The organism is Aeromicrobium sp. 10G20-16, assembly GCF_055809665.1.
In genome coordinates this window covers 2,568,361-2,592,267 of sequence record NZ_CM147919.1, presented here as the reverse complement: position 1 = coordinate 2,592,267, position 23,907 = coordinate 2,568,361, and the positions used below count along the sequence as shown (strand labels likewise).

The 23,907-nt window shown below is 70.8% G+C and carries 24 protein-coding genes and 1 pseudogene; 7 read left to right on the top strand and 18 right to left on the bottom strand.

What is annotated here, in order from left to right; all coding sequences use genetic code 11:
- The first annotated feature begins 128 nt into the window (after positions 1-128).
- Both AC0L5F_RS13245 and AC0L5F_RS13240 read left to right on the top strand, forming a co-directional pair.
- Positions 129-1,583 (top strand): endonuclease/exonuclease/phosphatase family protein, encoded by a 1,455-nt coding sequence (locus tag AC0L5F_RS13245; RefSeq protein WP_473313870.1) that lies wholly within the window; start codon positions 129-131, stop codon positions 1,581-1,583.
- A 4-nt stretch (positions 1,584-1,587) separates the two neighbouring features.
- Positions 1,588-2,547: pseudogene (locus AC0L5F_RS13240) on the top strand (mannose-1-phosphate guanylyltransferase); the annotation flags it as partial.
- A 114-nt stretch (positions 2,548-2,661) separates the two neighbouring features.
- Here AC0L5F_RS13240 and manA read toward each other — a convergent pair.
- The 4 genes from manA to AC0L5F_RS13220 are packed head-to-tail and all read right to left on the bottom strand — an operon-like array spanning position 2,662 to position 7,389.
- Complete coding sequence (gene manA, locus AC0L5F_RS13235; RefSeq protein WP_473313869.1) at positions 2,662-3,858, bottom strand: mannose-6-phosphate isomerase, class I; 1,197 nt, start codon at positions 3,856-3,858, stop codon at positions 2,662-2,664.
- 3 nt (positions 3,859-3,861) lie between these two features.
- Positions 3,862-5,679: a DEAD/DEAH box helicase gene (locus AC0L5F_RS13230; RefSeq protein ID WP_473313868.1), complete on the bottom strand. Its 1,818-nt coding sequence runs from the start codon at positions 5,677-5,679 to the stop codon at positions 3,862-3,864.
- Entirely contained in the window at positions 5,679-7,118 is a 1,440-nt protein-coding gene (locus AC0L5F_RS13225; protein ID WP_473313867.1) for a sugar transferase, read from the bottom strand. Before AC0L5F_RS13225 ends, AC0L5F_RS13230 begins: the two co-directional genes overlap by 1 nt.
- 22 nt (positions 7,119-7,140) lie before the next feature.
- Positions 7,141-7,389 carry a hypothetical protein gene (locus tag AC0L5F_RS13220; RefSeq protein WP_473313866.1) on the bottom strand — a complete coding sequence of 83 codons (249 nt, stop codon included), beginning with the start codon at positions 7,387-7,389 and terminating at the stop codon, positions 7,141-7,143.
- Positions 7,390-7,499: 110 nt separating this feature from the next.
- On the opposite strand from AC0L5F_RS13220, the gene AC0L5F_RS13215 reads away from it, so the two are divergent.
- Entirely contained in the window at positions 7,500-8,912 is a 1,413-nt protein-coding gene (locus tag AC0L5F_RS13215; protein WP_473313865.1) for a tyrosine-protein kinase domain-containing protein, read from the top strand.
- A gap of 17 nt (positions 8,913-8,929) precedes the next feature.
- On the opposite strand, the gene AC0L5F_RS13210 is transcribed toward AC0L5F_RS13215, so the two are convergent.
- Genes AC0L5F_RS13210 through AC0L5F_RS13200 form a run of 3 tightly spaced genes read right to left on the bottom strand, consistent with a single transcriptional unit; the run spans position 8,930 to position 10,912 of the window.
- The gene (locus tag AC0L5F_RS13210) at positions 8,930-9,469 is read right to left on the bottom strand and encodes an arsenate reductase/protein-tyrosine-phosphatase family protein (protein WP_473313864.1); all 540 of its coding nucleotides are present in this window, start codon (positions 9,467-9,469) and stop codon (positions 8,930-8,932) included.
- Positions 9,466-10,422, bottom strand: a complete 957-nt coding sequence (gene ygfZ, locus AC0L5F_RS13205; protein ID WP_473313863.1) for a CAF17-like 4Fe-4S cluster assembly/insertion protein YgfZ — start codon at positions 10,420-10,422, stop codon at positions 9,466-9,468. The genes AC0L5F_RS13210 and ygfZ overlap by 4 nt, the downstream gene beginning before the upstream one ends.
- A complete protein-coding gene (locus tag AC0L5F_RS13200; RefSeq protein ID WP_473313862.1) occupies positions 10,415-10,912 on the bottom strand; it encodes a heme-binding beta-barrel domain-containing protein in 498 nt (165 codons plus the stop codon). The genes ygfZ and AC0L5F_RS13200 overlap by 8 nt, the downstream gene beginning before the upstream one ends.
- Before the next feature lie 53 nt (positions 10,913-10,965).
- Here AC0L5F_RS13200 and dtd point away from each other — a divergent pair, with 53 nt between their 5' ends.
- Positions 10,966-11,415: a D-aminoacyl-tRNA deacylase gene (dtd, locus tag AC0L5F_RS13195; RefSeq protein WP_473313861.1), complete on the top strand. Its 450-nt coding sequence runs from the start codon at positions 10,966-10,968 to the stop codon at positions 11,413-11,415.
- Here the strand turns inward: dtd and AC0L5F_RS13190 are convergent.
- The 10 genes from AC0L5F_RS13190 to AC0L5F_RS13145 form a co-directional block, all read right to left on the bottom strand.
- Positions 11,412-13,115 (bottom strand): DUF4012 domain-containing protein, encoded by a 1,704-nt coding sequence (locus tag AC0L5F_RS13190; RefSeq protein ID WP_473313860.1) that lies wholly within the window; start codon positions 13,113-13,115, stop codon positions 11,412-11,414. The genes dtd and AC0L5F_RS13190 overlap by 4 nt on opposite strands.
- Before the next feature lie 83 nt (positions 13,116-13,198).
- Positions 13,199-13,672, bottom strand: coding sequence for an LPXTG cell wall anchor domain-containing protein (locus tag AC0L5F_RS13185; RefSeq protein WP_473313859.1), 474 nt, complete (start codon positions 13,670-13,672; stop codon positions 13,199-13,201).
- 137 nt (positions 13,673-13,809) lie between these two features.
- Positions 13,810-15,600, bottom strand: a complete 1,791-nt coding sequence (locus tag AC0L5F_RS13180) for a DUF4012 domain-containing protein (RefSeq protein ID WP_473313858.1) — start codon at positions 15,598-15,600, stop codon at positions 13,810-13,812.
- A 58-nt stretch (positions 15,601-15,658) separates the two neighbouring features.
- Positions 15,659-16,219 (bottom strand): LPXTG cell wall anchor domain-containing protein, encoded by a 561-nt coding sequence (locus tag AC0L5F_RS13175; protein ID WP_473313857.1) that lies wholly within the window; start codon positions 16,217-16,219, stop codon positions 15,659-15,661.
- 113 nt (positions 16,220-16,332) lie between these two features.
- The gene (locus AC0L5F_RS13170; protein ID WP_473313856.1) at positions 16,333-16,629 is read right to left on the bottom strand and encodes a DUF1416 domain-containing protein; all 297 of its coding nucleotides are present in this window, start codon (positions 16,627-16,629) and stop codon (positions 16,333-16,335) included.
- On the bottom strand, positions 16,629-17,477 hold the full coding sequence (locus tag AC0L5F_RS13165; protein ID WP_473313855.1) for a sulfurtransferase: 849 nt from the start codon (positions 17,475-17,477) through the stop codon (positions 16,629-16,631). The genes AC0L5F_RS13170 and AC0L5F_RS13165 overlap by 1 nt, the downstream gene beginning before the upstream one ends.
- A 109-nt stretch (positions 17,478-17,586) precedes the next feature.
- A complete protein-coding gene (locus AC0L5F_RS13160) occupies positions 17,587-18,030 on the bottom strand; it encodes a DUF4395 domain-containing protein (RefSeq protein WP_473313854.1) in 444 nt (147 codons plus the stop codon).
- A 232-nt stretch (positions 18,031-18,262) separates the two neighbouring features.
- Positions 18,263-18,703, bottom strand: a complete 441-nt coding sequence (locus AC0L5F_RS13155) for a TlpA family protein disulfide reductase (RefSeq protein ID WP_473313853.1) — start codon at positions 18,701-18,703, stop codon at positions 18,263-18,265.
- A 31-nt stretch (positions 18,704-18,734) separates the two neighbouring features.
- Positions 18,735-19,538 (bottom strand): hypothetical protein, encoded by an 804-nt coding sequence (locus AC0L5F_RS13150; protein ID WP_473313852.1) that lies wholly within the window; start codon positions 19,536-19,538, stop codon positions 18,735-18,737.
- A gap of 36 nt (positions 19,539-19,574) precedes the next feature.
- Complete coding sequence (locus AC0L5F_RS13145; RefSeq protein WP_473313851.1) at positions 19,575-19,841, bottom strand: MoaD/ThiS family protein; 267 nt, start codon at positions 19,839-19,841, stop codon at positions 19,575-19,577.
- Between the two features lie 67 nt (positions 19,842-19,908).
- Here AC0L5F_RS13145 and AC0L5F_RS13140 point away from each other — a divergent pair, with 67 nt between their 5' ends.
- Genes AC0L5F_RS13140 through mshD form a run of 3 tightly spaced genes read left to right on the top strand, consistent with a single transcriptional unit; the run spans position 19,909 to position 22,880 of the window.
- Positions 19,909-20,619 carry a winged helix-turn-helix transcriptional regulator gene (locus AC0L5F_RS13140; RefSeq protein ID WP_473313850.1) on the top strand — a complete coding sequence of 237 codons (711 nt, stop codon included), beginning with the start codon at positions 19,909-19,911 and terminating at the stop codon, positions 20,617-20,619.
- A 3-nt stretch (positions 20,620-20,622) separates the two neighbouring features.
- A complete protein-coding gene (locus tag AC0L5F_RS13135) occupies positions 20,623-22,047 on the top strand; it encodes a carboxyl transferase domain-containing protein (protein WP_473313849.1) in 1,425 nt (474 codons plus the stop codon).
- The gene (mshD, locus tag AC0L5F_RS13130; protein ID WP_473313848.1) at positions 22,044-22,880 is read left to right on the top strand and encodes a mycothiol synthase; all 837 of its coding nucleotides are present in this window, start codon (positions 22,044-22,046) and stop codon (positions 22,878-22,880) included. Before AC0L5F_RS13135 ends, mshD begins: the two co-directional genes overlap by 4 nt.
- Here the strand turns inward: mshD and AC0L5F_RS13125 are convergent.
- Positions 22,854-23,897: an alpha/beta hydrolase gene (locus AC0L5F_RS13125; RefSeq protein WP_473313847.1), complete on the bottom strand. Its 1,044-nt coding sequence runs from the start codon at positions 23,895-23,897 to the stop codon at positions 22,854-22,856. The genes mshD and AC0L5F_RS13125 overlap by 27 nt on opposite strands.
- Between the last annotated feature and the right edge of the window lie 10 nt (positions 23,898-23,907).

The following is a 23,907-nucleotide window of genomic DNA, read 5'->3' as shown; positions in this document are numbered from 1 at the left end:
CGCACCCTGCACCGGAGACTCCTGTCGTCACTCGTAGAAATCTCGAGCCACGCCGACGCGCCGATCGCACGACGTCCAGCCCCGCACGAGGCACCCGACGTCGACGCAAGGACCGCCGGCGACTCGGCGTGGGCATCATCGCTGCCGGGTGCGTCGCGGCCCTGGCCGCAGGTCTGGGCATCACCTATGCGGCGACCTCCGGCGACGCTCCCGCCCCCACACGGCTGGAGTACCAGGCCGTCTCCCCCACCAGCACCACGATCACGTGGCGCAGCACCGGCGCCGACCGATACGTCGTCCGCGTGGGAGCAGACCGCTCCCTGACCGGCGCCAAGAAGCTGACCGTCGACGGGTCGAAGTCGTCCGTCACGGTGTCGGGGCTCACCCCGACCAGTCCCGGCTCCGACCAGTTCTTCCGCGTCGACGCGGTGGACGGCGACCAGGTCAACTCCTCGCGCACCGCGCGCCTCGTGCTCAAGCCGGGCGCGATGACCGACGTCACGGTGCCCCGGATCGGCGCGAACGGCATCCGCGCCGGCTGGAAGAAGGTCGACAACGCGCGCCAGTACGACGTCGTCATCGCGGAGGACAAGAACTTCACCGAGCGGGTCGCGGTCCTGCGCACCCTCACCCCGGTGACCGCGTTCTCCACCCGCGGGCTCGCGCCTGACACTCCGTACTGGCTGCGCGTCCGCCCGGTCAACGGCGAGCTGGCCGGCGACTGGGGCAAGGCCGTCGCCTTCACCACCGCAGTTCCGTCGGTCTCGTTCAAGGTGGGCACCTGGAACGTGTGCTCGGAGAAGTGCTCGGGCTACGCCGGCCGCGCGCGCATCATGGCGAAGTTCCTCAACGACAACGAGCTCGACATGTTCGGCCTGCAGGAGTCCGGCGGCAAGCGCGTCGGCGTCACGACCAACGCGATCTTCAGCGGCGGGTCCCAGGGCTTCCGGCGTGCCACCGGTGGGGCCGAGGCGCGCTACATCTTCTACCGGCCCGCGCTGTTCGAGCAGCTCAGCGGCGGCTACTTCCCGGTCGGTCACGGTCGCCATGCGACCTGGGCGGCGTTCCGGACGCTGAAGTCCCAGCGGATCTTCTACTTCGTCGACGTGCACCTGGAGAACGGCAAGGGCAACGACGCCAAGCGCGCCGCCGAGACCCGCACGATGCTCAGCCGCATGGCCGCGATCAACTCCAAGGGCTACCCGATCGTCTACGCCGGCGACTTCAACTCCGGCCGACACCGCAGCTCGGACTCCCCCGGCTCGCTGATGCGTGGCGCCGGCATGGTCGACACCCGAGAGGCGGTCGACGATCCCGTCAACGCCTCGATCAACACCGGTCACACGTTCTCCACCCGCGTGCTGCGCTCCGGAGCGGCGGTCGACCACATCTTCACCTCCAAGGAGTTCACGGTGGAGGCGTGGAAGCAGCTGGTGCGCATCACCGGTGGCGTCTACACCCGCCCGGTGGTCTCCGATCACAACGCCCTGAGCGCCGTGGTGTCGCTGGAGTCCGCCGCCACCGACCTGGGCGACGTCACCCCGACGATCCCGGTGCCCGGGCTCGGCCCCTCGGTACAGTGACGCCGTGACGAACCCGGCCGGCCTCGACTCCTTCCACGCGATCATCCCGGCCGGTGGAGCCGGTACCCGGTTGTGGCCGTTGTCCCGGCGCAGCCATCCCAAGTTCCTGCTCGACCTGGACCGATCCGGGCGATCGTTGATCCAGCAGACCTGGGACCGCCTCAGCCGGCTGCTCCCGCCCGAGCGGATCTGGATCGTCACCGGGGCGGCCCACGCCGAGGCCATCGGCGCGCAGCTGCCGGACCTGGCGCACCTGCTGGTCGAGCCCTCTCCCCGCGACTCGATGCCGGCCATCGGCTGGGCCGCCGCGACCATCGCCGCCCAGGACCCCGACGCGATCATCGGCTCGTTCGCGGCCGACCACGTCATCGCCGACGACTCGGCCTTCACCGACGCCGTCACCCAGGGGGTGTCTCTCGCGGCCACCGGGCTGGTAGCCACCATCGGCATCGTGCCCAGCGGCCCGTCGACCGCGTTCGGCTACATCGAGTCCGGAGCGCCACTGCAGGTGCCCGGTGCACCCACGGGCCGGGCGATCTCCACGTTCGTGGAGAAGCCCGACGCCGCCACCGCGCAGCGCTACCTCGACTCCGGACGGTTCAGCTGGAACGCCGGCATGTTCGTCACCCGTGCCAGCACCCTCCTCGACCACCTGGCCCGGCTGCAGCCGAGCCTGCACGAAGGACTGGTCGCGATCGCGGCAGATCCGGCGTCGCTCGACGCGCGCTGGCCCACGCTGACCCCCATCGCCATCGACCACGCCATCGCCGAGCCGGTGTCCCGCGAGGGCGGCATGGCCGTCGTTCCCGGCACGTTCGCGTGGGACGACATCGGCGACTTCGCCGCGCTGGCCGACCTGCGCGGGTCCGACACCACCACCGTCTGGGTCGACGCCGACGGATTCGCCACCGCCACCGACGACAGCACGATCGCCGTGGTGGGGGTGAGCGACGTCGTGGTGGTGCGCACCGCGGACGCCGTCCTGGTCACCACGCGTGAGCACGCTCAGCAGGTCAAGGACGTGCCGGCGGCCCTGCGCGACAGCGGTCGCGACGAGCTGCACCTGAGCCTCGGCCCGTCAGACCAGGTCGACGAGGCCCGCACCCGACGGCGCGGCGGCCTGCTCGGACGGCACGTACGCCTGGGCCACCTCGCCGAGACCGACGACCCGCAGACCGTGGTCGTCGGGCCCGGCGTACAGCGACTGCCCGCGGCTCAGGGGCATGCGTTCGCCCGCGCCGCTGACGATCTCGACGTCGCCACCGGTGCAGACGATGATCCGGTGTCGTGACGGCGGGAGCTCGATGCCGCCGGGCTCGCCGGCGGAGCACTGCCCGACAGCGAGCGCGAACTCGCGGACGTCCGGCGCGAACACGTCGATCGAGGTGCCGAACAGCGACGGCGTGACGCGGGCCAGACGGGACATGCCGACGTCGAGGCACTGCACGAGGCCTGCCGTGTTCAGCGGCTTGGAGGTGAGCCCGGCACGCAGCACGTTGTCCGAGGCCGCCATGATCTCCAGGCACAGGCCGCGCAGGTGCGCGTGGATGATGCCGTCGCCGAGGAACGCCGCCTCACCGGGTTGGAGGGTGAGCCGGTTCAGCAGCAGTGCCACGACCAGGCCCGGATCGTCCGGGTGGTCCTCGGCCACCTCGACGACCGTGGCGTAGGCCCGCCTGACGTCGATGCCCCGATCGACGAGGTCGGCACAGCCAGCCACCACGGCACGCACGTCCTCCGTCGTCGCGCCGCCGGTGAGGACGTTCTCGACCAGCCGCACGATGCCGGCGAAACCGGGATCGGCCGTGAGCTCGTCGGCCAGTCGATGGGCCAGCGGGACGTCGAGCCCCTGCAGGACGCGCAGGATCTCGGCCGTCGGGCGAAAGCCGACCAGCGAGTCGAAGGTCGTGAGGGCATAGGCCATCTCCGGCTTGTGGTGCGGATCCTTGAACGTTCGCTCCGGGTCGTCGAGCCGCACGCCCGCGGTCTGCTCGGCCTCGTAGCCGGCTCGCGCGATCTCCGCCGACGGGTGCACCTGCACCGACAGCGGCCGCGCGGCGGCGAGGATCTTGAACATGAACGGCAGGGCTCCGCTGAGGGCCGACAGCGGCACGAGGACGCCGTCGCGCTCGACCGCCAGGGACTCGCCGAGCGGGTGGGTGCCCATCCACTCCTCCGCGACCGGCGACCCGTCAGCCTCTTCACCGGCGAACGCCGGGATGGCGGTGGTGGAACCCCAGTCGTACCGCCGCCGTGGATTCTTCAGGCGGTGCATCGATCAGCTCTTCCCGTGCCGCGGCTTGCGTCGCGGCGCGTCCGGCTTGCCCTTCGAGGGGTAGGGCTTGCGGTCCTCGCGGGTGCGCCGGATCGGTGGACCGTCGTCGAGTCGGATGTCGATGAGCCGACCGGAGATGCGGGTGCGCTCCAACGCCTCGAACACGGCCGGCGGCAGATCGGCCGGGAGCTCGACCAGCGTGTGGTCCTGGCCGATGGTGATGCGCCCGAAGTCGGACCGCTTGAGACCCCCCTCGTTGGCGAGTGCGCCCACCACGGACGAGGGTCCGATCTTGTGCCGCTTGCCCACGTTGAGGCGGTAGACGACACGGCCGTCGCGTGGCTCGGGGCGCTCCGAGCGCGTGCGGGGCGGCCGGTCCGACCACTCTCCGCGCTCTCCGCGCTCTCCGCGCTCGGGGCGCTCTCCGCCCTCTCCGCGCTGGGGGCGCTCGCGACGTTCGGACCTCGGCGGATCGGGACGCAGGAAGAAGTCCTTGTCGTCCTGGCTCATGACCGCCAACGCCGCCGCCACGTCGGCCATCGCGACCTCGTGGGTGTTGGCGTACTGCTCGACGAGCGCGCGGAACGCGTGGAACTGCGGAGAGCCCAGGCTGTCGGTGATGGTCTGCGAGAACCGCGAGGTGCGGCTCTCGTTGACCTCCTCTGCCGTGGGCACCGACATCTGCTCGACCGGACGACCCGAGACCTTCTCGATGGCCTGGAGCATGCGTCGCTCGCGGGGCGTGACGAACAAGATCGCGTCACCGGTGCGGCCGGCGCGACCCGTGCGCCCGATGCGGTGCACGTACGCCTCGGTGTCGTGGGGGATGTCGTAGTTGACGACGTGGGTGATGCGTTCGACGTCGAGACCGCGCGCGGCGACGTCGGTGGCCACGATGATGTCCAGCGCGCCGGCCTTGAGCTGGCTGACGGTGCGCTCGCGCTGGGCCTGCACCAGGTCACCGTTCAGGGGAGCGGCGTTGTGGCCCCGGGCCCGCAACCGCTGCGAGAGCTCTTCGGTGGCGGACTTGGTCCGGACGAACACCAGCATGGCGTCGCCGGTCTCGACCTCGAGCAGTCGTGTGAGCGCGTCGACCTTGTGGTGCTGCGAGACCTGGATCCAGCGCTGCCGCACGGTCGTGGTGGAGGTGGTGGCCTTGGGCGTGGAGATGTCGGCCGGCTCGTGCAGGTGCCGCTTGGCGATCGCTCGGATCTGCTTGGGCATGGTGGCCGAGAACAGGGCGACCTGCTTGTACTCCGGCGTGCCGGTGAGGATCCGGTCGACGTCCTCGGCGAAGCCCATGTTGAGCATCTCGTCGGCCTCGTCGAGCACCAGCATCTCCAACGAGCCGAGGTCGAGGCTGCCACGGTCGAGGTGGTCGATCACGCGACCGGGCGTCCCGATGACGATGTGGGCGCCGCGGCGAAGACCAGCCAGCTGCACGTTGTAGCCCTGCCCGCCGTAGACCGGCAGCACCCGGACACCGGGCATGCTCTGGGCGTAGGACCGGACCGCCTCGGACACCTGCAGCGCGAGCTCGCGGGTCGGTGCGAGCACGAGCGCCTGCACGTGGGACGCAGCAGGATCGATCCTCTGCAGCATGGGCAGGGTGAACGCCGCCGTCTTGCCGGTGCCGGTCTCGGCCAGACCCACCACGTCGCGCCCCGACAACAGGGTCGGGATGGCCTGGGCCTGGATCGGCGTGGGCGTCTCGTACCCCAGGCGCGCCAGGGTGGTCACGAGCTCGTCGGACAGTCCGAGGTCGGCGAAGCCGCTCGGGACGGGCCCGCCGCTGTTCGGTGCGGCTGCCTCATCGGTCACTAGTACGCCCCCTCTGAAGACACCACGGCGCGCAAAGTCTTCCACAGAATCAACAGGTCCCCGACGATCGACCAGTTCTCAACGTAGTACAGGTCCAGACGGACCGACTCCTCCCACCCCAGGTCGGAGCGACCCGACACCTGCCACGGTCCCGTCATGCCCGGGCGCACCAGCAGGCGGCGACGCACCTCGCTGGCATATCCGGACACCTCCGACACCAACGGCGGACGCGGGCCGACCAGGCTCATGTCGCCCTTGACGACGTTGATCAGCTGCGGGAGCTCGTCGATCGACGTGCGGCGGATGAACCGGCCCACCCGGGTGATGCGGGGGTCGTCGCGCATCTTGAACAGCACCTCGTTGCCGGAGTCGGCCGCCAGCTGGCCGACCATCGCCTCCGCGCCGACCACCATGGACCGGAACTTGATCATCTTGAAGCTGCGTCCGCCGAGTCCGACACGTTCTTGTCGGAAGAACACCGGCCCGGGACTGCCGAGCCGGATGGCGAGCGACGTCGCGAGGAACACCGGCGAGAACATCAGCAGCAGCAGCACGCCACCCACCCGGTCGAACACGGCCTTTCCGTAGCGCGAGGCGCCCCGGTACGCCGGTTGCTCGACGTGCAGGAGCGGGAGGCCCGCAACCGGTCGGACGTGCACGCGCGGCCCCGCCACGTTGGCCAGCGACGGCGCGACGATGATCTGGACGTCGTGCTCCTCCAGGTCCCACCCCAGCCGGCGCACCATGTCGGGATGGGTCGAGTCCGACGCCGTCACGATCACCGCCTCCACCTGGTGTGCTGCGACGACGCTCATCACGGTGTCGAGGGTCCCGAGCACGGGAACTCCGCCGATCCGATCGCTGCTCACCACGGCGCCGTCCGGGACGCAGACGCCGACCACGCGGTACCCGAACTGCGAGCTGACACCCATGACGTCGATCAGGTGCTCCACTCCGGAGAGCGTGCCGACGACGAGCGTCCGGCTGGACATCAGGCCGTTCTGTCGATGGACCAGCAGCCACTGGCGCCACGTCCATCGGCTCAGCAGCAGCAGCACCAGCCCGAAGACGACGGAGACCGCCACGTAGGTGCGAGGGATCTGCACACGCACCATGTAGCCGGTGAACGCCACGACCGCGAACCACATGAGCGTGCTGGTGACGATGCGCTTGTACTCCTCGGGCCCGCCGCCGAACACGATCGACTCACGCGTTCCGGCGATGGTCAGCGCGTTGAGCCACAACAGCAGCAGGAACGCCGACACGAGCACCGGACCGGGCGCATAGGGGTCCATGGACCGCTCGTCGAGCACGTCGGCCCGGGTCACCGCCCACGCCACGTGGGCCGTGGCGAAGACCCAGATCAGGACCACCAGGTCCGACAGGACGAGCCGACGCGCGAAGGCGTGGCGCCAGTCAGCGCCTGTGGTCGTCGACACTGTTCTCCGTCCGGTGGGCTCCCTAGCCGCGCGCGGGGCGCAGGCGACGCGCCGCCAGCAGCGCGACCGACGCACCCGCGACGGCGGCACCCGCAGCCGCGATCAGCACGGCCGTGAGCACTGCCTCACCGTAACCCGACGAGGTCGCAGGACCGTCGGGCATCGACCACTGCGACGACAGCAGCACGGCCATCGGCGCCAGGGCCACCACCATGGTCACCAGCAACGCCATGAACACCCGCCACATCGTGGCCTTGGCCTGCCGGACCATCGGAGCCCTTCCTGTCGCGCCTGCTCGAGTCCCCACCGGAAGAAACGACCCCGGCGCGCGCAGGTTACGGCGGCACCCTGTCGCAGCCGCGAGACGCTAGGATCGCGGGCGTGACGACGGACGCTGCGCGGGCACGAGGCACCCTGGTGCGGCAGGTGTGGCGAAGCACCGTCGTCGCCGCGCTCGTCGGAGCGATCATCGGCCTCGCTGCCACGTTCGTCGCACCGCGTGAGTACACCGCCAGCACCGACGTGCTGATGACCCCGGTCGACGGCGTGCGCGCCGCAGACGCGATCGACGGGCGTCTGCTGGCGTCCTACGCCGTGCTCCTGGGCGGCCCGACGGTCGCTGCCGCAGTACGCGACGACACCGGCACCCCGCTCTCGGTCGGGGCGATCGACCGTGCGCTGACCGGCGAGGTGGTCGACGGCTCCTCGGTGCTGCGCGTCTCGGCCCGCCAGGGCAACGCCCGCACGGCGGCCTCGTTGAGCCAGTCGGCAGCGACGTCGCTGGTCGACCTGCTCGTCGCCCGCGGGACAGCCGTCAGGTCCGCACCCACCGACGACGAGGGCCGAACCGCCACCGTGGTCGCGACGGTCGTCGACGGCACGGGACCCCCCAGTCGGGCGACCTCCCCCTCGGTCCCGTGGTGGATGGCGGGCGGCGCTCTGGCCGGGCTGGTGCTCGGGCTGCTCCTCGCGATCTCGCGGCTGCTGTCCGACCGGCTCATCCGCACCCCCGAGGACCTGGCTGCCGCGACCACGGCGCCGCTGCTCGGGGCGGTGGGCTACGACCGCCACGCCGGCCGACGCCCGCTGGTCACCGACCTCGAGCCGAACGATCCACGCTTCGAGGCCGCCCGGATCCTGCGCACCCACCTGCAGTTCCTCAACGTCGACAGCACCGATGCGGTGTTCACCGTCACGAGCTCCCTGCCGGGCGAGGGCAAGTCGACGCTGGCGGCCAATCTTGCGATCGCGCTCGCCCACGGTGGCGACTCGGTCGTGCTGGTCGACGCCGACCTGCGGAGACCGCGCCTCGACGAGCTGTTCGACGTCGACCGTTCTCCCGGCCTGACCGGCGTCCTGGTCGGCTCCGTCGAGCTGGGCGATGCCGTGCAGGAGTCGAGCGTGCCCGGTCTCGACCTGCTGACCACCGGCACGCTGCCCCCCAACCCGTCCGAGCTGCTGCAGACCAACGCGATGGCGGACCTGGTGACGGCTCTGCAGCGGCGCTACGACGTCGTGCTGCTGGACGCGCCGCCGCTGCTCCCGGTCACGGACGCAGCACTGGTGGCCACTCTGTCCGACGGTGCCATCGTGCTGGTGCGCCACGGTCGCACCAGCGTCGAGCAGGTGCGCCTCGCCACCGAACGCCTCGCCGCCGTCGGCGCCACGCTGCTCGGCACGGTCCTGACGATGGTGCCGGCCCGCGGCATCACCCGCTACGGCTACGGGTACGGCTACGACGACGCGCCCCGTCGACCGGCGCGCGCCACCGAGGGACGGCGCGCCCGCCGCTGACCGGCGCGGTCAGCCGTTCAGGCGGGGCAGCGGTTGAGGCGGTCGGCGACGACCTGCACCGCCTCGTGGATCTGATCGGCGGTCTCACGGTGCACGCGGGGAGACCGCCGGAACGGGTCCTTGACGTCGAGCGCCCCGGTGCGCTGCTGGCGCCGCGCCGCCGCGTCGGCCACCAGCTGCGGTGCGGTGAGGTCGTCGTCGCCGAGGACGCACAGTGCCGCGAACTCGCGCAGCGTGAACGAGGACCGCATCGCCCGTGGCACCGACTCCAGGACACCGCGCTTGTGGTCGGCGGTAGCCGTGAGGATCAGGTTCGACTGCTCGATCAGGTACTCGCTGAGGCGGTGTGATCGGAAGGTGTCGGCGCCCAGCCCGAAGCGCATGAGCTCCATCTCCGACATCGCGTCCATCGGTTGTCCGTCGCGCCCCTCCACCCCGGCGCTCGCGACCTCGAACCGATCGGGATCGAGACGGTCGCGCAGGAGGATCTCCATCATCGGCGACCGACAGATGTTGGCGGTGCAGACCGCGAGCACACCGAACCGGCCAGCACTCACGACTTGAGCACCGGTCGGACGTGCAGCCCGATGTCCGGATCCACCACGACCTCCTGGGCCGCTGCGACGCCGTCGACGACCAGCGTGGCGCCGAGATCGACACCGCGCTTGACGATCGCCAGCGCGATGGGCCCGAGCTCGTGGTGGCGTGCCGACGTGCCGACGGTGCCCACGGACGCATCGGCCAGCAGCACCGGGCTGCCCGGGGCGGGCAGATGGTCGACCGACCCGTCGAGCAGCAGCCGCACGAGCCGGCGCGGCGGCCGGCCGAGGGTCTGCACGCGCGCGACGGTCTCCTGGCCCCGGTAGCAACCCTTGTCGGGGTGGACGGAGGTGCCGAGGAGCCCGACCTCGTTGGGGATGGTGCGCTCGTCGGTGTCGAGGCCGATGCGGGGCACGCCGGCTTCGATGCGCAGCGCCTCCCAGGCCCACAGGCCCACGGGAGCACCGAGCTCGGTCGAGAGGTCGACCAGCGTCGACCGGTCGCGAAGCTCCCACACCAGCCGGCCGTCCACGCACCGCCCGATGACCGCGTGCGCGCTCGACACGTCCGCGAGGTCGGCGCGGTTCATGAACTTCATCCGCTCGAGGAACTTCACCAGGCCCGCTGCGGCACCCGGCTCGGTGTGACCCCAGAACGTCTCACCGTCGTCGACACCGCTGAAGCCGTGCTCGATGCGCCCTTGGGGCGACAGCAGCAGGGCGTCGACGTGCTCACCCGCGGGCAGGGACTCCAGGTGCTGCGTGGTGAGCGCGTGCAGCCAGGTGAGACGGTCGGGCCCGGTGATGGTGAAGACGTCACGGTGCGACAGGTCCACGAAGCCGCTGTCGGACAGCAACGACTTCTGCTCCGACGAGATGGCCCCGTAGTGCGCCGCGACCCCGCCGTCGGGGGCGTCGGCCTCGACCGCACCCGGCAGGTCGAGCAGGGGGCTGCGCAGACGTTCAGTCACGCTCGAGCTTCCCCCACAGGTGCGACTGCATCTCCTGGCCCTCGGCTGCCATGTCGTACGCGTACATCAGCGCTCCGTCGACCAGGCCGTACATCCGCTGGCCGGCGGTGTACTCCTTCGCCGTGGACGTACGGGCCACGAGATCGGTGGCGAGGGTGACGCGGGCGCCCGCGACCTGTCCGTACCAGATCTCGGCGAAACCGGTGGCGTGGGCGAGCACGAGCTCGATCTGCGAGTCCTCACCCGTGGGCCGCAGGAACCCGGTCTCCAACGCGCCCGGGCGCACGCGCTCGCCCTCGTCGTCGGTGATCCACGTGCGGCTGAAGTAGTGCAGGAACGGACGCCCGTCGTGAGCGAAGGCGACCTCCTGGTCGTAGGTGAACGCATCGATGGTGGGGTACTCGCCTCGGCCCGACCCGTGCCACGTGCCGAGCAGCCACACCACCGGCATCAGGTCGGGGTGCAGGTCCTCGGGGATCACGAACGGCATGGGTCAATGCTATCGACCGACGACGAACCGCTCCGGTCCCCTACCGTGAGGGCATGAAGGCGGTCGTCCAGCGAGTCATCCAGGCGTCGGTCGCCGTCGACGGCGAGGTCGTGGGCGCCGTCGACGGTGCGGCGAGCGGCGGCCTGATGGTGCTGCTGGGCATCACGCACGACGACACCCCCGACGTGGCCGAACGACTGGCCCACAAGATCTGGAACCTGCGCATCCTGCGTGACGAGGCGTCCGCCTCCGACGTCGATGCTCCGATCCTGGTCGTGAGCCAGTTCACGCTGTACGGCGACACCCGCAAGGGTCGCCGGCCCTCGTGGACCGCAGCAGCGCCGGGATCGGTGGCCGAGCCGTTGTACGAGCACGTGTGCGCCGTGCTGCGCGCGGCCGGCGCGACGGTCGCGCAGGGCGTCTTCGGCGCCGACATGCAGGTCAGCCTCGTCAACGACGGACCGACCACAGTGCTGCTGGAGGTCGCCGCGGAGCGCAGCTAGCCCCGGCAGGCACTGTCGATCGCGACGTCGTTGCGACGCGACTCGATGCCGGGGGTGGTGCTGAAGACCGGACGGCCCGACTCGCCCGGACCCGAGACCATGGTGGCGGTGATGGTGCGGGTCTCCCCCGGTCCGACGAGCACCCCGAGACCGGTCACCGGACGACCGCCGAGCGAGCCGGCCTGGATCGCCACCGCGTCGTCACCGAGCCGCACCGATCGGAAGCTCCCGCCATGGGGAGCGAACAACCGCACGTTCAGGCTCATGGTGTCCGGGGGCGCGAAGCCGGGAAGTGCCACGACCGATGCCGGCAGCCCTCTCGGTGCGGTCGAGGTGAGTGTGGTCGTGGTGGTGATGACCTGTCGGTCGCCGGACAAGCACTCGACGGCGACCGGCGTGGTCGTGAACCGCAGGTAGTACTCCATCTTGCTCGGCGCGGCGTCGCTCAGGTAGATCCCGACGTGCGGCACGTCGCCGTCGTCGCCGACGAAGGCGCCTGACAGCGCCGTGGGCGCGATGAGCCGCTGCTCGTCGGGGCGGCTGGACCAGAACGCCAACCGGTTCTCGTCGATGCTCTTGACCAGTGCCTTGATGGTCTCGACCGGATCGCCTGCACCGGACGCGAACCGCGCGAACACCGACCTCGTCGCGCTGGCGAAGTACGCGTCCTGCCGCCGGGGGTTCGGGATCTCGCGGTACACCCGGCCCAACAAGATGTCGACGGCGTTGTCGGACGTCAGGACCGTGCCGTTGGCCAACGTGATGTCACCGATGCCCTTCAGCAGGTACGACAGCGCGACGGGGTCGATCGTGAGCACGCCGTCGATCGGCGTGTCGAGGCGCTTCTGCACCAGTGCTCGGGCGATCTGCGCGGTCCGTGGGAAGTCCGGTGTGATGTTGGTGTCGCGCAGGTCGGTGCCCATGGTGGACGGAAAGATGGCCTGCTCGTCAGCCGTCAGGGGCAGCGGCGCGGTAGCCGACGCAGGCAGGTCGTCGATCGATCCCTGCTGGCCCAGCGTCATCGCCCCGTCGCTGATGGTGATGACGGCGAACGATCCGACGATGCCACCCGTCGGCCGGATCTCGGCGTTGTTCTGGTTCAGCAGCAGGTAGTGACGGGTGCCGTCCTGCCCCAGGATGTCCGGCAGCAGCCGGGCCGCTCGGTCGAGGCTCGACGACACCGTGGCCGCTGCGTCGATCTTGCCCTGAGCCGATCTCACCGGGCCGCGCAGCATCGAGCTGAGCTGGTCGACGTCGATCGCGTCGACGGCTCGCTGCGACCTGCTGAGCACGGCGTCGGCGTCGGCGACGGCCGGGGCGAGGCCTGCGATCGCCCTGGTGTCGAATCGCCCGCCGCGCGGGCTGAACGCGTTCGCGTCGACCTGACCGGACACCTCGATCAACGGGGGCAGCGCCTGGTCGGCCACTCGATCGAGCTCGGTGGCCACGGTGCGCACCGCAGCGATGTCGTCGCCGACGAGCGGAAGCCGTGACCCCGCCCGCCACAGCACGCCGTTGACACCTCGGCGCGCCTCCTCGCTGGACTCCTGCAGCCGACCCAGTGGCGCGCGTGCTCCCGTCGCGTCGCCGGCCACCAGGCGATCCTGCACCGTGCGTGCACGCTGCACGGCGTCGTCGAGGTGACCCTTCACCTCACGCGCCTGCCAGGCGAACACCGCGGTCGACGCCACGACGAGCACCAGGACGACCGTCGCAGCAGCGACGACGACGGGATGTCGACGCGCTGCCGCGGCCGCGCGGGCGCCCCGACCCGGGGCGATGATCAGGCTCGGCGGCGGCTGGCGACGACGGCGCCGCCCCCGGCCAGCACGAGCACGCCACCTGCAAGGAGGATCCAGACGCTGGAACCGCCGGTGTTAGGCAGCACGCCGCTGGAGTTGGCCGAGCCGAGCACCTTGATGTTCACGCTGGACTTGGAGTGCCCTGAGGGCTTGTAGGCGCAGTCGGCCGAGAGCGGCAGGTACTGCGTCTTGCCCACGACCGGCGCCGTGTACGAACCCGAGATCGTGCTGCCCGAGCCCGTCTGCGTCTTGCCGTTGAACGAGACCTGGTAGTCGCACGCGACCGAGCAGCTCACGGTGTAGGTGAAGGACTGACCACCCTGGACGCTGGTCGGGTTCGCGGTGACGGTGCACGGCGGATCCGGATAGGCCTGGGCCGCGGTTCCCGACATGAACGTGAACAGGACCGCAACGGCTCCGGCAAGAGCGAGGCGGAGGACATGGGTACGACGCACGTGGGTCATGGTGCTTCCGAATTCTGTGAGACAGGGCTACGCCGCGAACGCGAAGAGCCTCTGGGAACGACGAGGGTCTCCGTCATCGATCATGACGCAGAATACCTCGTCGAATTCCCGGGGACAGCCATGTTCGATCAACGGCCGCACGCCGAGGGCACCGAGTAGTCGTTGCGAAGGCTGGCGATGCCGGGTGTCGTGCTGAAGACGGCGTCCGCCGTCTGGTCCGGCCCGCTGGTGGCGTTCGCGGTGATCGTGCGGGTCTGCCCGGGCTTCAGGATGACCTCGAGTCGCGCCGTTCCTCGCCCGTCATACGTGACCGCACTCAGCCCGATGGGCTTGCCGTCGAGCCGGACCGACGTGAACGCGCCGTCGTACGGAGCGAACATCCGCACGTTCAAGCGCATCTCGCCGCGCTTGACGTAGGTGCCGTCACCGGGCACGAAGGTGAGGTCGGCGGCGTCCTGCGGGGCGTTGGAGGTCAGCGTGGTGGTGGTGGTGAGCACCTGCCGACCACCGTCGAGACAGTTGACCGCCTGCACGGTGGTGTCATGGTCGAGGTAGTACTCCATCTTGGTCGACGCCGCGTCGCTGAGATAGACCCCCAGGTGAGGCGTCTTCCCGTCGTCGCCGGGGAAGGTCCCACCCAGGTCGGTCGGCGCGACCAGCTTCTCCACGTCGTCGCGCGCCGACCAGAACGCCACCCGGTTCTCCTCGACCCCGCGGACCAGGCCGCCCAGTGCCGCCGTCGCGTCGCCCTGTCCGGCGGCGAAGGCATCGAAGATCTTCTTGTTCGCCAGCTCGAAGAAGTCGTCCTGCTGCCGCGCGTCCAGCTGGGTGTAGGCCGTGCTCAGCAGGGTCGTCACCGCGTTGTCCTGGTTCAGGACGACGCCGTCGCGCAGCTTCACCGGTCCCGTCCCGGCCAGCAGGTAGCTCAGCGCGACCGGGTCGATCGAGACGACGCCGTCGATCTTGATGTCGAGCCGCTTCTGGACCATCGCGCGGGCGATCTGCGCCGTGCGGGTGAAGTCAGGCGTGATGGTGACGTCGCGCAGGTCGGTACCCAGAGTGCTGGGGAAGGCGGCCCGCTCGTCGTCGGTCAGCGGGACGACCGGCTCGTCGAACATCCCCAGACCGACCGCCGAACCCTGGGAGCCCAGGGTGATCTTGCCCTTCTTGGCGGTGATGACGGCGAAGGAGCCCGGAATGCCGCCGGTGGAGCGGATCTCGGCGTTGTTCTGGTTCAGCAGCAGGTAGCGCCGGGTGCCGTCGCCGCCGAGCAGGTCCGGCAGCAGACGGGCGGCGAGGTCGGCGTTGTCCGCGACCGATGCCAACGTCTCGACCTTGATCTTCAGGCCCCCGACGGGACCGCGGAGCGCGGCCAGCAGGCGGTCGGTCTCGATGCCGTCCAGGGCCGCGCGCGAGGTGTCCAGAGCCGCGCTCGAACGAGCGATCGACGGAGCGACGCTGGAGATGGCCGGCAGGTCCACCGTGCCACCGGAGGGGCTGAAGGTGTTGGAGCTGACCCGCCCGGCGAGATCGACCACCGGCGGGGCTGCCTGGTCCGCGACCCGGTCGATCTCGGCGGCGACGGTCCGGACCGCGTCGACGTTGCGACCCAGCAGCGGGATGCGGGCGCCGATCGACCACAGGACGTTGTCGGACGCCGAGTGCGCCTCCTCGGTGGACACCTGCAGCTGGCGCAACGTCCCATGCGCACCGGCGGCGTCCGCTGTGACGAGCTGGCGCTGCAGCTGGTCGGCCTGGGCCGCAGCCCGGGCGAGCGCCGCACGCGTCGTCAACGCCTGCCAGCCGAACACCGCCAGGGCGATGACGACCACGGCGCCGACGGCCAGCAGCACGACTCGGCGCAGGTCGACCTTCTGGTACCAGCGTCGGTGTCGTCGCGACCTCGTGCGTCGCGACATCACCTCTCCAGTCCGGGCGCTTCGTCAGGTGAGCCGTGCACACCGACCACCGGATGCTTCAGCGACGGCGAGCGACGATGACGGCCCCGCCGCCAGCGACCACGAGCACGCCACCGAGGATCAGGATCCACAGGTTCGAACCGCCGGTGTCGGGCAGGGCGCCGTCGACCGAGGCCGTCCCGGAGCCCTGCGGCAGCAGGGTGACCGTTGCCGAGTCCGAGGCGACGGCGTCGACCGCGAAGAAGCCGGCCGGCACGACTGCCGTCGCAGAACCGGTGGTGGCCGGGCCGCTGGCCGGGCCGGTCGAGCTGTCATCGACCGTGTACGTGCAGCTGGCCGTGATCGACTTCGGCGTGATCTTGTCGACCTTCGGCGTGGAGAACGTGCCCTCGAGGGTCGTGCCGGTGCCGGTCTGCGTCTTGCCGTTGAACGTGACGGTCCACGAGCAGTCGACCCCGCCGGAGGTGGCGCTGTAGGTCAGCGGCAGTCCGCCGACGAAGCGCGCGTCGCCGATCGTGATCTTGACGGTGGGGTCGGGGTAGGCCTGGGCTGCCCCGGCCGAGACGACGGTGAACAGCGCCGCGAGGAGTCCCGCGAGGGCGAGGCGTGCTTTGGTCATGGTTCGGTGTCCGATCGGAGCCAGGAGGTGGTCGGTGCGCAAAATTCTACACACCACAGAACGAAAGGTCGACAGATTGGTTACGGCCCGGAAGCGATCCTCAGGGCCCGGTCTCAGACCGCGACGGCCACCTCGGCGACCACTCCGGTCGCCGCCGTGACCGCACGATCGACCGGCTCGGACCGTGGCGCGAGAGTGCGCAGCGTCCACGACCCCGGCCCGGCGAAGAACCGGAACTGTCCGGTGGCCGAGGTGGGCACCTCCGCGGTGAACTCACCGGTGCGATCCAGCAGGCGGACGTAGGCGTTCGACACGGGCTCACCGCCGCGGGTGACGACGCCCTGGATGACGGCCTGGTTCGCCACGTCGACCCCGTCGAGGGACGGGCCACCCTTGATCGCGCCGCACATCAGGCTGCTCCCGGCTCGTCGCCGAGAGCCACGGGCACGCCGCGCAGCGAGCCGTACTCACTCCACGAGCCGTCGTAGTTCTTGACGTTCGGGTATCCGAGGATCTCGTGCAGCACGAACCAGGTGTGCGAGCTGCGCTCACCGATGCGGCAGTAGGCGATGGCGTCCTTGCCCTCGTCGTAGCCGACCGAGGCGTACAGGCCCTTGAGCTCGTCGTCGCTCTTGAAGGTGCCGTCGTCGTTCGCCGCCTTGCTCCACGGCACGTTGCCGGCCGTGGGGATGTGACCCGCGATCTGCGCGGCCTCCTGGGGCAGGTGCGCCGGGGCCAGCAGGCGTCCGGCGTACTCGTCGGGGCTGCGCACGTCGATCAGGTTCTTGACGCCGATGGCGCTCACGACCTCGTCGCGGAATGCGCGGATGTCGTCGTTGGGCTCCTGGGCCGTGTACGTGGTGGCCGGTCGAGTGGTGGCCTCGTCGGTCAGCTCACGCGAGTCCAGCTCCCACTTCTTGCGGCCGCCGTCGAGCAGGCGCAGGTTGTCGTGCCCGTAGTACGCCAGGTACCAGTACGCGTAGGCGGCGAACCAGTTGTTGTTGCCGCCGTAGAACACGATCGTGTCGTCGTTGCCGATGCCCTTCTCGGACAGCAGCGCCTCCAGGCGGTCCTTGGAGACGAAGTCGTGACGGACCCCGTCCTGCAGGTCGCTCTTCCAGTCCAGCTTGACGGCGCCGGGGATGTGGCCCTTGTCGTAGGCCTCGGTGTCCTCGTCGACCTCGACGAGGACGACGTTCGGGTCCTGCAGATGTTCGGCGACCCAGTCTGCGGTGACGAGTGCGGTGTCGCGGCTCATGATGACCTCCATGGTCTGCCCTGACGGGCGATGAGAGTGGTGGAGATGGTTCAGGTGGTGCGGGATCAGGCTGTGTGGGATCAGGCTGTGTGGGATCAGGCTGTGTGGATCAGGCGGGGCGCACGAGGCCCAGGCGCCGGAAGCCCAGGTACATCTCGCACCCGAGGCACAGGCCGGTCGTGGCGTTCAGCAGTGCCGCGACGAGCGCGAAGCCGACGAGGACGAGCCCGACGACGCCGGCTCCCGCCAGCAGGGCGATCAGACCGGCGGCGGTGAAGCCGAGCCCGACGACCTGCGCGAAGCGGGGCGGACGGGCGTCCTCGGTCTCGCGCGGTGCACCGATGCGCGGACGCACCACGCGAGCGAAGAACTGGGCGTAGGGCGAGTACTGCAGCCCGACGACCGACGAGAGGGCGAAGATCGCGACCTGCGCCGCCAGCAGCGGGACCGCGACGTGCGACGGAAGGACGAGGACCAGGGCGAGGACCGCCGACGTGATCGCTGCCGAGACCCGCAGACCGCGGGGATCGACCTGGGTGGTGGACGTGGACATGCATGCTCCTGCGATGGGCGCACCGGCACGTGAGCGGCCGGTGGGTGACTGTTCTGCTGGACTGTGGTGGTGCTGGTAGCGGTCAGATCAGTGAGAACGACACAGAGCGGACCGCGTGCGGCAGTGATCCACCGCGCGGCGCCTCGTGAGATGTGTCGTCAGGAACATGTCACCCACAGTACGGACCCTCGTCAGCCACCGGGTCGTTCGTCTCAGATGGCGAGACGGCAGTTCACATCGTGGACCTTCCCACGGTAGCCGCCGACAGGGCACTCATCACCTGGTCGCGGCGCGGCAGCCCCGAGGCTCGGGTGCGCACGACTCCCCGGGCGTCGAGCACCAGGACGGTCGGCGTCCGCAGGATGCCCAGCTCGTTGACCAGGTCCAGGTGCGACTCGGCATCGATCTCCACCGTCTCGACCCCCTCGGTCGAGCCGGCGATGTCCGTCAGCAGAACGCGCGTCGCGCGGCACGGCGCGCAGAACGAGCTCGAGAACTGCACGAGGGTGGCGTCTCGACCCAGCGGGCCACCGATGGTGTCCGCCGTCAGGATCGTCTCGTCGTCGGCCGCCGACGCCGCGGGCGAGGAGAATCGGCCGTTGCGCCACTGCAGCGCCATCGCCACGAGGACGCAGGCCACCAACGCGCCGGCGAGGACGTACAGACCGGTCATGATCTGAGGATACCGCTGGTACGAAAGGCGGTCAGAACACCGACGCCGCCACCAGCTGGCCACCGACGTAGGCGATCGGAGCGACCAGCGCGATGGACATGGCGCCGGGGAATCCCCAGCCGACCGAGGCGTGCGTGCGCGAGCTCACCCAGGCCCGGCCGAACACCTGGCCCATCACGGCGAACAGGGCCGAACCGGACCCGACGGCGACGCCGAACACGACGGTCACCACCGAGTCGACCGATGCAGCGACCGCCGCGCCGGCGGCTGCCCCGGCCAGCACCGCGGCCGAGCCGGTGAGCACGCGGTCGAACGGCAGCGCCCACACCAGCACGCCGGCCACGGCTCCGGCTGCTGCGATGGCCACCACCGGGGCCCCGCCGAGGGACTGCTGCGCACCGATCCACCCGGCCGCGACCGCAGCGGTCACTCCGAGCGAGACCGCGTACGCCGTCGAGGTCGTCAGCTCGCGGCGCCCGTCCTTGCGCAGCATCTGGGTGATCAGGGCGGCGAACAGCGTCACGGCGACCGCCGGGATCAGGCCGGCCAACACACCGGTGTCGGCCACCCCCAGCACGTCGGTCGATCCGGCCGCCCCGGTCAGCGAGTGCGGGAAGACCGCGAGGACGGTGGCCACGAGTCCCCCGGCGAGCGCCGGGACGAATCGCGGAGTGGGAACACTGCGCCCGCGAGCGTCGGCGAGGCTCGGCGCCGACGCGATGAGCACCTGCACGAGCACCACCACCGCGGCGACCAGCAGCACGTCGGCGTAGGCGGCCAGCGCCAGCACCCCTGCCAGGACCACCGTCAGCAGAGAGGACCTCAGGCGCGACATGACCTGCATGATGCCAGTCGCGGGGCCAGGCCCCCCTCAGCCTCCGGCGAAGGGCGGCAGGAACTCGATGGAGTCGCCGGGCGCCAGGCGCACCTCGGCCGGATCGCGCGACCCCACCGGGATCTCGCCGTGCAGGATCGAGCAGGAGTCGATGACGTCGTCGAAGCGGTCACGATCACGGTGACGACGCGAGATCTCGGCGATGACGTCGGCCAGCGTGGCGCCCGCGACCTGCTCGGTCTCGACGCCCGCGGCAGCACGCGCAGCAGCCCAGTAGCGGACTGTGACCTCGTTCTCATTCACGACATCTCCCAGCAACTCGTCAGACACATGTCGTATTCTTGACCATCGAGCCACATCCGGAGGATTCGTGTCCCACCTGCTCCTGCTGACCAAGACGCCGCAGTCATCGGTCGAAGTGCTCCCGGCGCTCGCCCTGCTGCCGCACCACGTGAAGATCCTGCCCGCAGAGGCCAGTGCGCTGCTCGACGCTCCACCGTGCGACGCCGTCCTGGTCGACGGGCGTCACGATCTCGCCCAGGTGCGCAGCCTCACCCGGGTCATCCGCACCACGGGCATCGACTGCCCGCTGATCCTGATCCTCACCGAGGGTGGGCTCGCCGTGGCCGCCGCCGACTGGGGCATGGACGACGTCATCCTCACCACGGCCGGCCCCGCCGAGCTCGAGGCCCGACTGCGCCTGGGCATCGGCCGCGCCGCCGCCGGCGCGGCCGTCGACGCCGAGAGCCACATCATCGCCTCCAGCGGCCTGGTGGTCGACGACGCCACCTACACCGCCAAGCTCGAGAACCGCACCCTCGACCTCACGTTCAAGGAGTTCGAGCTGCTGAAGTTCCTCGCCCAGCACCCGGGCCGGGTCTTCACCCGCCAGCAGCTGCTGCAGGAGGTGTGGGGCTACGACTACTTCGGCGGCACCCGCACGGTCGACGTCCACGTGCGCCGACTGCGCGCCAAGCTGGGGCCCGAGAACGAGACGCTCATCGGCACGGTGCGCAACGTCGGCTACCGATTCGTCGCCGCCACGTCGGAGTCCAACCACGAGGCCGCAGTATCGTCCTGACCCATGGCCACGCTCACCGTCCAGGCTCTGCTGGACCTGGTGCTCGATCCCGGGTCGTTCACGTCGTGGGACGAACCGGTCGACACGTCCGGGCACGATCCCAAGTACCGGGCGGAGCTGGCTGCCGCCGCTGAGCGCGCGGGCACCGACGAGTCGATCGTCACCGGCCGCGGCCTGATGCGGGGCCGGCCGGTCGCCGTCGTCGCCAGCGAGTTCCGGTTCCTCGCCGGATCCATCGGGCAGGCGGCGGCACGGCGCATCGTCTCGGCGGTGCAGCGCGCGACCGCCGAGGGCATCCCGGTGCTCGCCACCACCGCGTCCGGCGGCACGCGCATGCAGGAGGGCACGCCCGCCTTCGTGCACATGATCGACATCTCCCGGGCACTCATGGCCCATCGGGCGGCGGGGCTGCCGTACCTGATCTACCTGCGCCACCCCACGACCGGCGGCGTGTTCGCGTCCTGGGGGTCCCTGGGGCACATCACCCTCGGCGAGCCGGGCGCCCTGATCGGCTTCCTCGGGCCCAAGGTCTACGAGCTGATGGAGGGCAGGCCGTTCCCGCCCAACGTCCAGACCGCCGAGAACCTCGCGAACCGCGGCATCATCGACGCCGTCGCCCTTCCGGACGAGCTGCCGTTCCTGGTCGACCGCGCGCTCAGCATCCTGGTCGATCCCCCGTCGGAGCAGACCCGCCCGCAACGCGCCGGCACCACCGACCGCGTGCGCACGGCGTGGGAGTCCATCGAGATCACCCGGTCGGCCCAACGGCCCGGCGTGCGCGAGGTCCTGCGGTACGGCTCCGACGCCATCGTCCGCCTGCAGGGCACCGAGAAGGGCGAGCGTGACAGCGCGATGCTCGTGGCGCTCGCCCGACTCGACGGTCAGCCGTGCGTCGTCATCGGCCAGGACCGCACCAAGCAGACACCTCTGACGCCCATGGGCCCCGCCGCGCTGCGTGAGGCGCGCCGCGGCATGCGGCTGGCCAACGAGCTGCGGCTGCCGCTGGTGTCGTTCATCGACACCCCCGGCGCCGAGCTGTCACCCGAGGCCGAGGAGGGCGCCATCGCCGGCGAGATCGCCCGCTGCATCAGCTGGATGTCGACCATGCGCGTGCCGACCGTCTCGGTGCTCCTGGGTCAGGGGTGCGGCGGTGGCGCCCTGGCCCTGCTGCCGGCCGACGTCGTGGTGGCCGCCGAGAACGCGTGGCTGTCCCCGCTGCCTCCCGAGGGGGCCAGCGCGATCGTCTACGGCGACCTCGAGCACGCCGACGAGCTCGCGCGGTCCCAACGGGTCGGAGCCATCGACCTGCTCGAGTCGGGCACCGTCCACCACGTGGTGCCCGAGCTCGACGACGACACGCCCGAGACCTTCGCGACCGCCCTGGCCGCCACGGTGGCCGCCCAGCTCGTCGCGCTGCGCAGCCGATGACCGACCTGACGGCGCTCGCCGCCGCCGCGCGAGAGGTCGACGGCGTGGCCCCCTTCAACGAGGCCACCCTCCTGGCCGTCGCCGACGATGACGAGCCGCGGTTCAGCGTCGGCGGGCCCGAGGAGGGCTTCGTCGGGCTCGCATTCGGTGACCAGCCGGTGGAGCTGGTCGTGCACCCCGACCACCGCCGCCGGGGACTGGGTGGCGACCTGGTCCACGCAGCCCTCGACGGCGGCGAGACCCAGTTCTGGGCGCACGGAGACCTGCCGGCCGCACAGGCTCTGGCCGCGGTCACCGGGCTCGAGGCCGTGCGCACGTTGCTGGTGCTGCGCCTGACCTTCGACGGCGCCCCCTCCCCCGAGGTCGTGCCCACGGGCATCACCCTGCGCACGTTCGACCCCGCCGACACCGACGCGATCGTCGACGTCAACGGCCGCGCGTTCGCGTCACACCCCGAGCAGGGCGCCATGGACCGTGCCGACTTCGAGCGGCGCGCCGCCAGCGACTGGTTCGACCCCGGCGGCCTGTTCGTGGCCGAGCGGGACGGCCGGGTCGTCGGCTTCCACTGGACCAAGGTGGAGGACTCCCCCACGGGGCCCGGCGAGGTCTACGTGGTCGGCGTCGACCCGTCGGAGCAGGGCTCGGGCCTGGGCACCGCACTCACCGCTCGCGGCCTGCGCCACCTGCACACCGTCGGGGTGCCCGTCGTCGACCTGTACGTCGAGGGCGACAACGCACCCGCCCTCGCGGTGTACCGGCGCCTCGGCTTCGTCGACCACGCCCGCGACACCCTCTACGCCACGCCGTCAGGCCAGACCTCTCTGCAGGGCTGACGAGATCCGCTTGACCGCCTGCGGTGCGGCCCGCCCGGCGGCCACCATGTTGGCGAAGCCGTGGATCAGCCCCTCCTCGCAGCGGTAGGTGACGTCGACGCCCGCCGCCTCGAGCGCAGCGGCGTAGGCGGCGCCCTCGTCGAGCAACGGGTCGAATCCGGCGGTGACCACGTAGGCCGGAGCGACGCCCGTCAGGTCGCCGTGCAGGGGCGACAACCGTGGGTCGGCCCGGTCCTCGCTCCCCACCAGGTAGTTCTCCTCGGCCAGGTCCATGAATGCCTGCGTCAGGAAGAACCCCTCGGCGTAGGTCGCGCGGCTCGGCGCCTTGGCGGCGAAGTCCGTGGCCGGATAGATCAGCAGCTGGAAGGCCGGCGACGTCACGCCCGCCTGCACCGTCTGCTGGGACACCACCGCGGCGAGGTTGCCGCCGGCACTGTCGCCGCCGACCGCGATGCGCTCGGGATCGATGCCGAGCGCCTGGGCGTGGTCGGCGACCCAGGTCCACGCTGCCAACGCGTCGTCGACCGCGGCAGGGAACGGTGCTTCCGGAGCCAGGCGATAGTCGACCGCGACGACGCGCACCTGCGCCTGCTCGGCCAGCACCCGGCACAGCGCGTCGTGGCTCTCCAGGTCGCCGTAGATCCACCCACCGCCGTGCAGGAACACCAGCGCCGGTGATCGCTGGGTGAGGCCGCGGGGGGTGTAGAAGCGCAACGGGAGGGGGCCACCGGGACCGTCGATGGTGCGGTCGGTGACCGCACCGATCGGCTGGGTGCCGCCCGCGAGTCGCGACTGCGCCGCGATGATCCGGCGGCCGCGGGAGATCGCCACCGACTCCGCAGCCGGCCCCTCGAGCTTCTGCAGCCTCAGCAACACCTGCATCTCACGGTGCAGACGCCGCCCGTTGATGACGACCGGCGCCCCGGCCAGGCGTTCCAGCACGGGAGCGGGGAGCCCCAGGACCCGGCGCATGACGGTGCCGCGTGCGACCTCGGCGGCTGAGGTGAGCATCGACATGGCCCCACGC

Coding starts and splice junctions, on each gene's coding strand:
- manA (WP_473313869.1), bottom strand. CDS start 3,858: ATGCACCGCCTGAAGAATCCACGGCGGCGGTACGACTGGGGTTCCACC.
- AC0L5F_RS13220 (WP_473313866.1), bottom strand. CDS start 7,389: ATGGTCCGGCAGGCCAAGGCCACGATGTGGCGGGTGTTCATGGCGTTG.
- AC0L5F_RS13200 (WP_473313862.1), bottom strand. CDS start 10,912: ATGCCGTTCGTGATCCCCGAGGACCTGCACCCCGACCTGATGCCGGTG.
- dtd (WP_473313861.1), top strand. CDS start 10,966: ATGAAGGCGGTCGTCCAGCGAGTCATCCAGGCGTCGGTCGCCGTCGAC.
- AC0L5F_RS13180 (WP_473313858.1), bottom strand. CDS start 15,600: ATGTCGCGACGCACGAGGTCGCGACGACACCGACGCTGGTACCAGAAG.
- AC0L5F_RS13175 (WP_473313857.1), bottom strand. CDS start 16,219: ATGACCAAAGCACGCCTCGCCCTCGCGGGACTCCTCGCGGCGCTGTTC.
- AC0L5F_RS13170 (WP_473313856.1), bottom strand. CDS start 16,629: ATGTGCGGCGCGATCAAGGGTGGCCCGTCCCTCGACGGGGTCGACGTG.
- AC0L5F_RS13165 (WP_473313855.1), bottom strand. CDS start 17,477: ATGAGCCGCGACACCGCACTCGTCACCGCAGACTGGGTCGCCGAACAT.
- AC0L5F_RS13160 (WP_473313854.1), bottom strand. CDS start 18,030: ATGTCCACGTCCACCACCCAGGTCGATCCCCGCGGTCTGCGGGTCTCG.
- AC0L5F_RS13155 (WP_473313853.1), bottom strand. CDS start 18,703: ATGACCGGTCTGTACGTCCTCGCCGGCGCGTTGGTGGCCTGCGTCCTC.
- AC0L5F_RS13150 (WP_473313852.1), bottom strand. CDS start 19,538: ATGTCGCGCCTGAGGTCCTCTCTGCTGACGGTGGTCCTGGCAGGGGTG.
- AC0L5F_RS13135 (WP_473313849.1), top strand. CDS start 20,623: ATGGCCACGCTCACCGTCCAGGCTCTGCTGGACCTGGTGCTCGATCCC.
- mshD (WP_473313848.1), top strand. CDS start 22,044: ATGACCGACCTGACGGCGCTCGCCGCCGCCGCGCGAGAGGTCGACGGC.
- AC0L5F_RS13125 (WP_473313847.1), bottom strand. CDS start 23,897: ATGTCGATGCTCACCTCAGCCGCCGAGGTCGCACGCGGCACCGTCATG.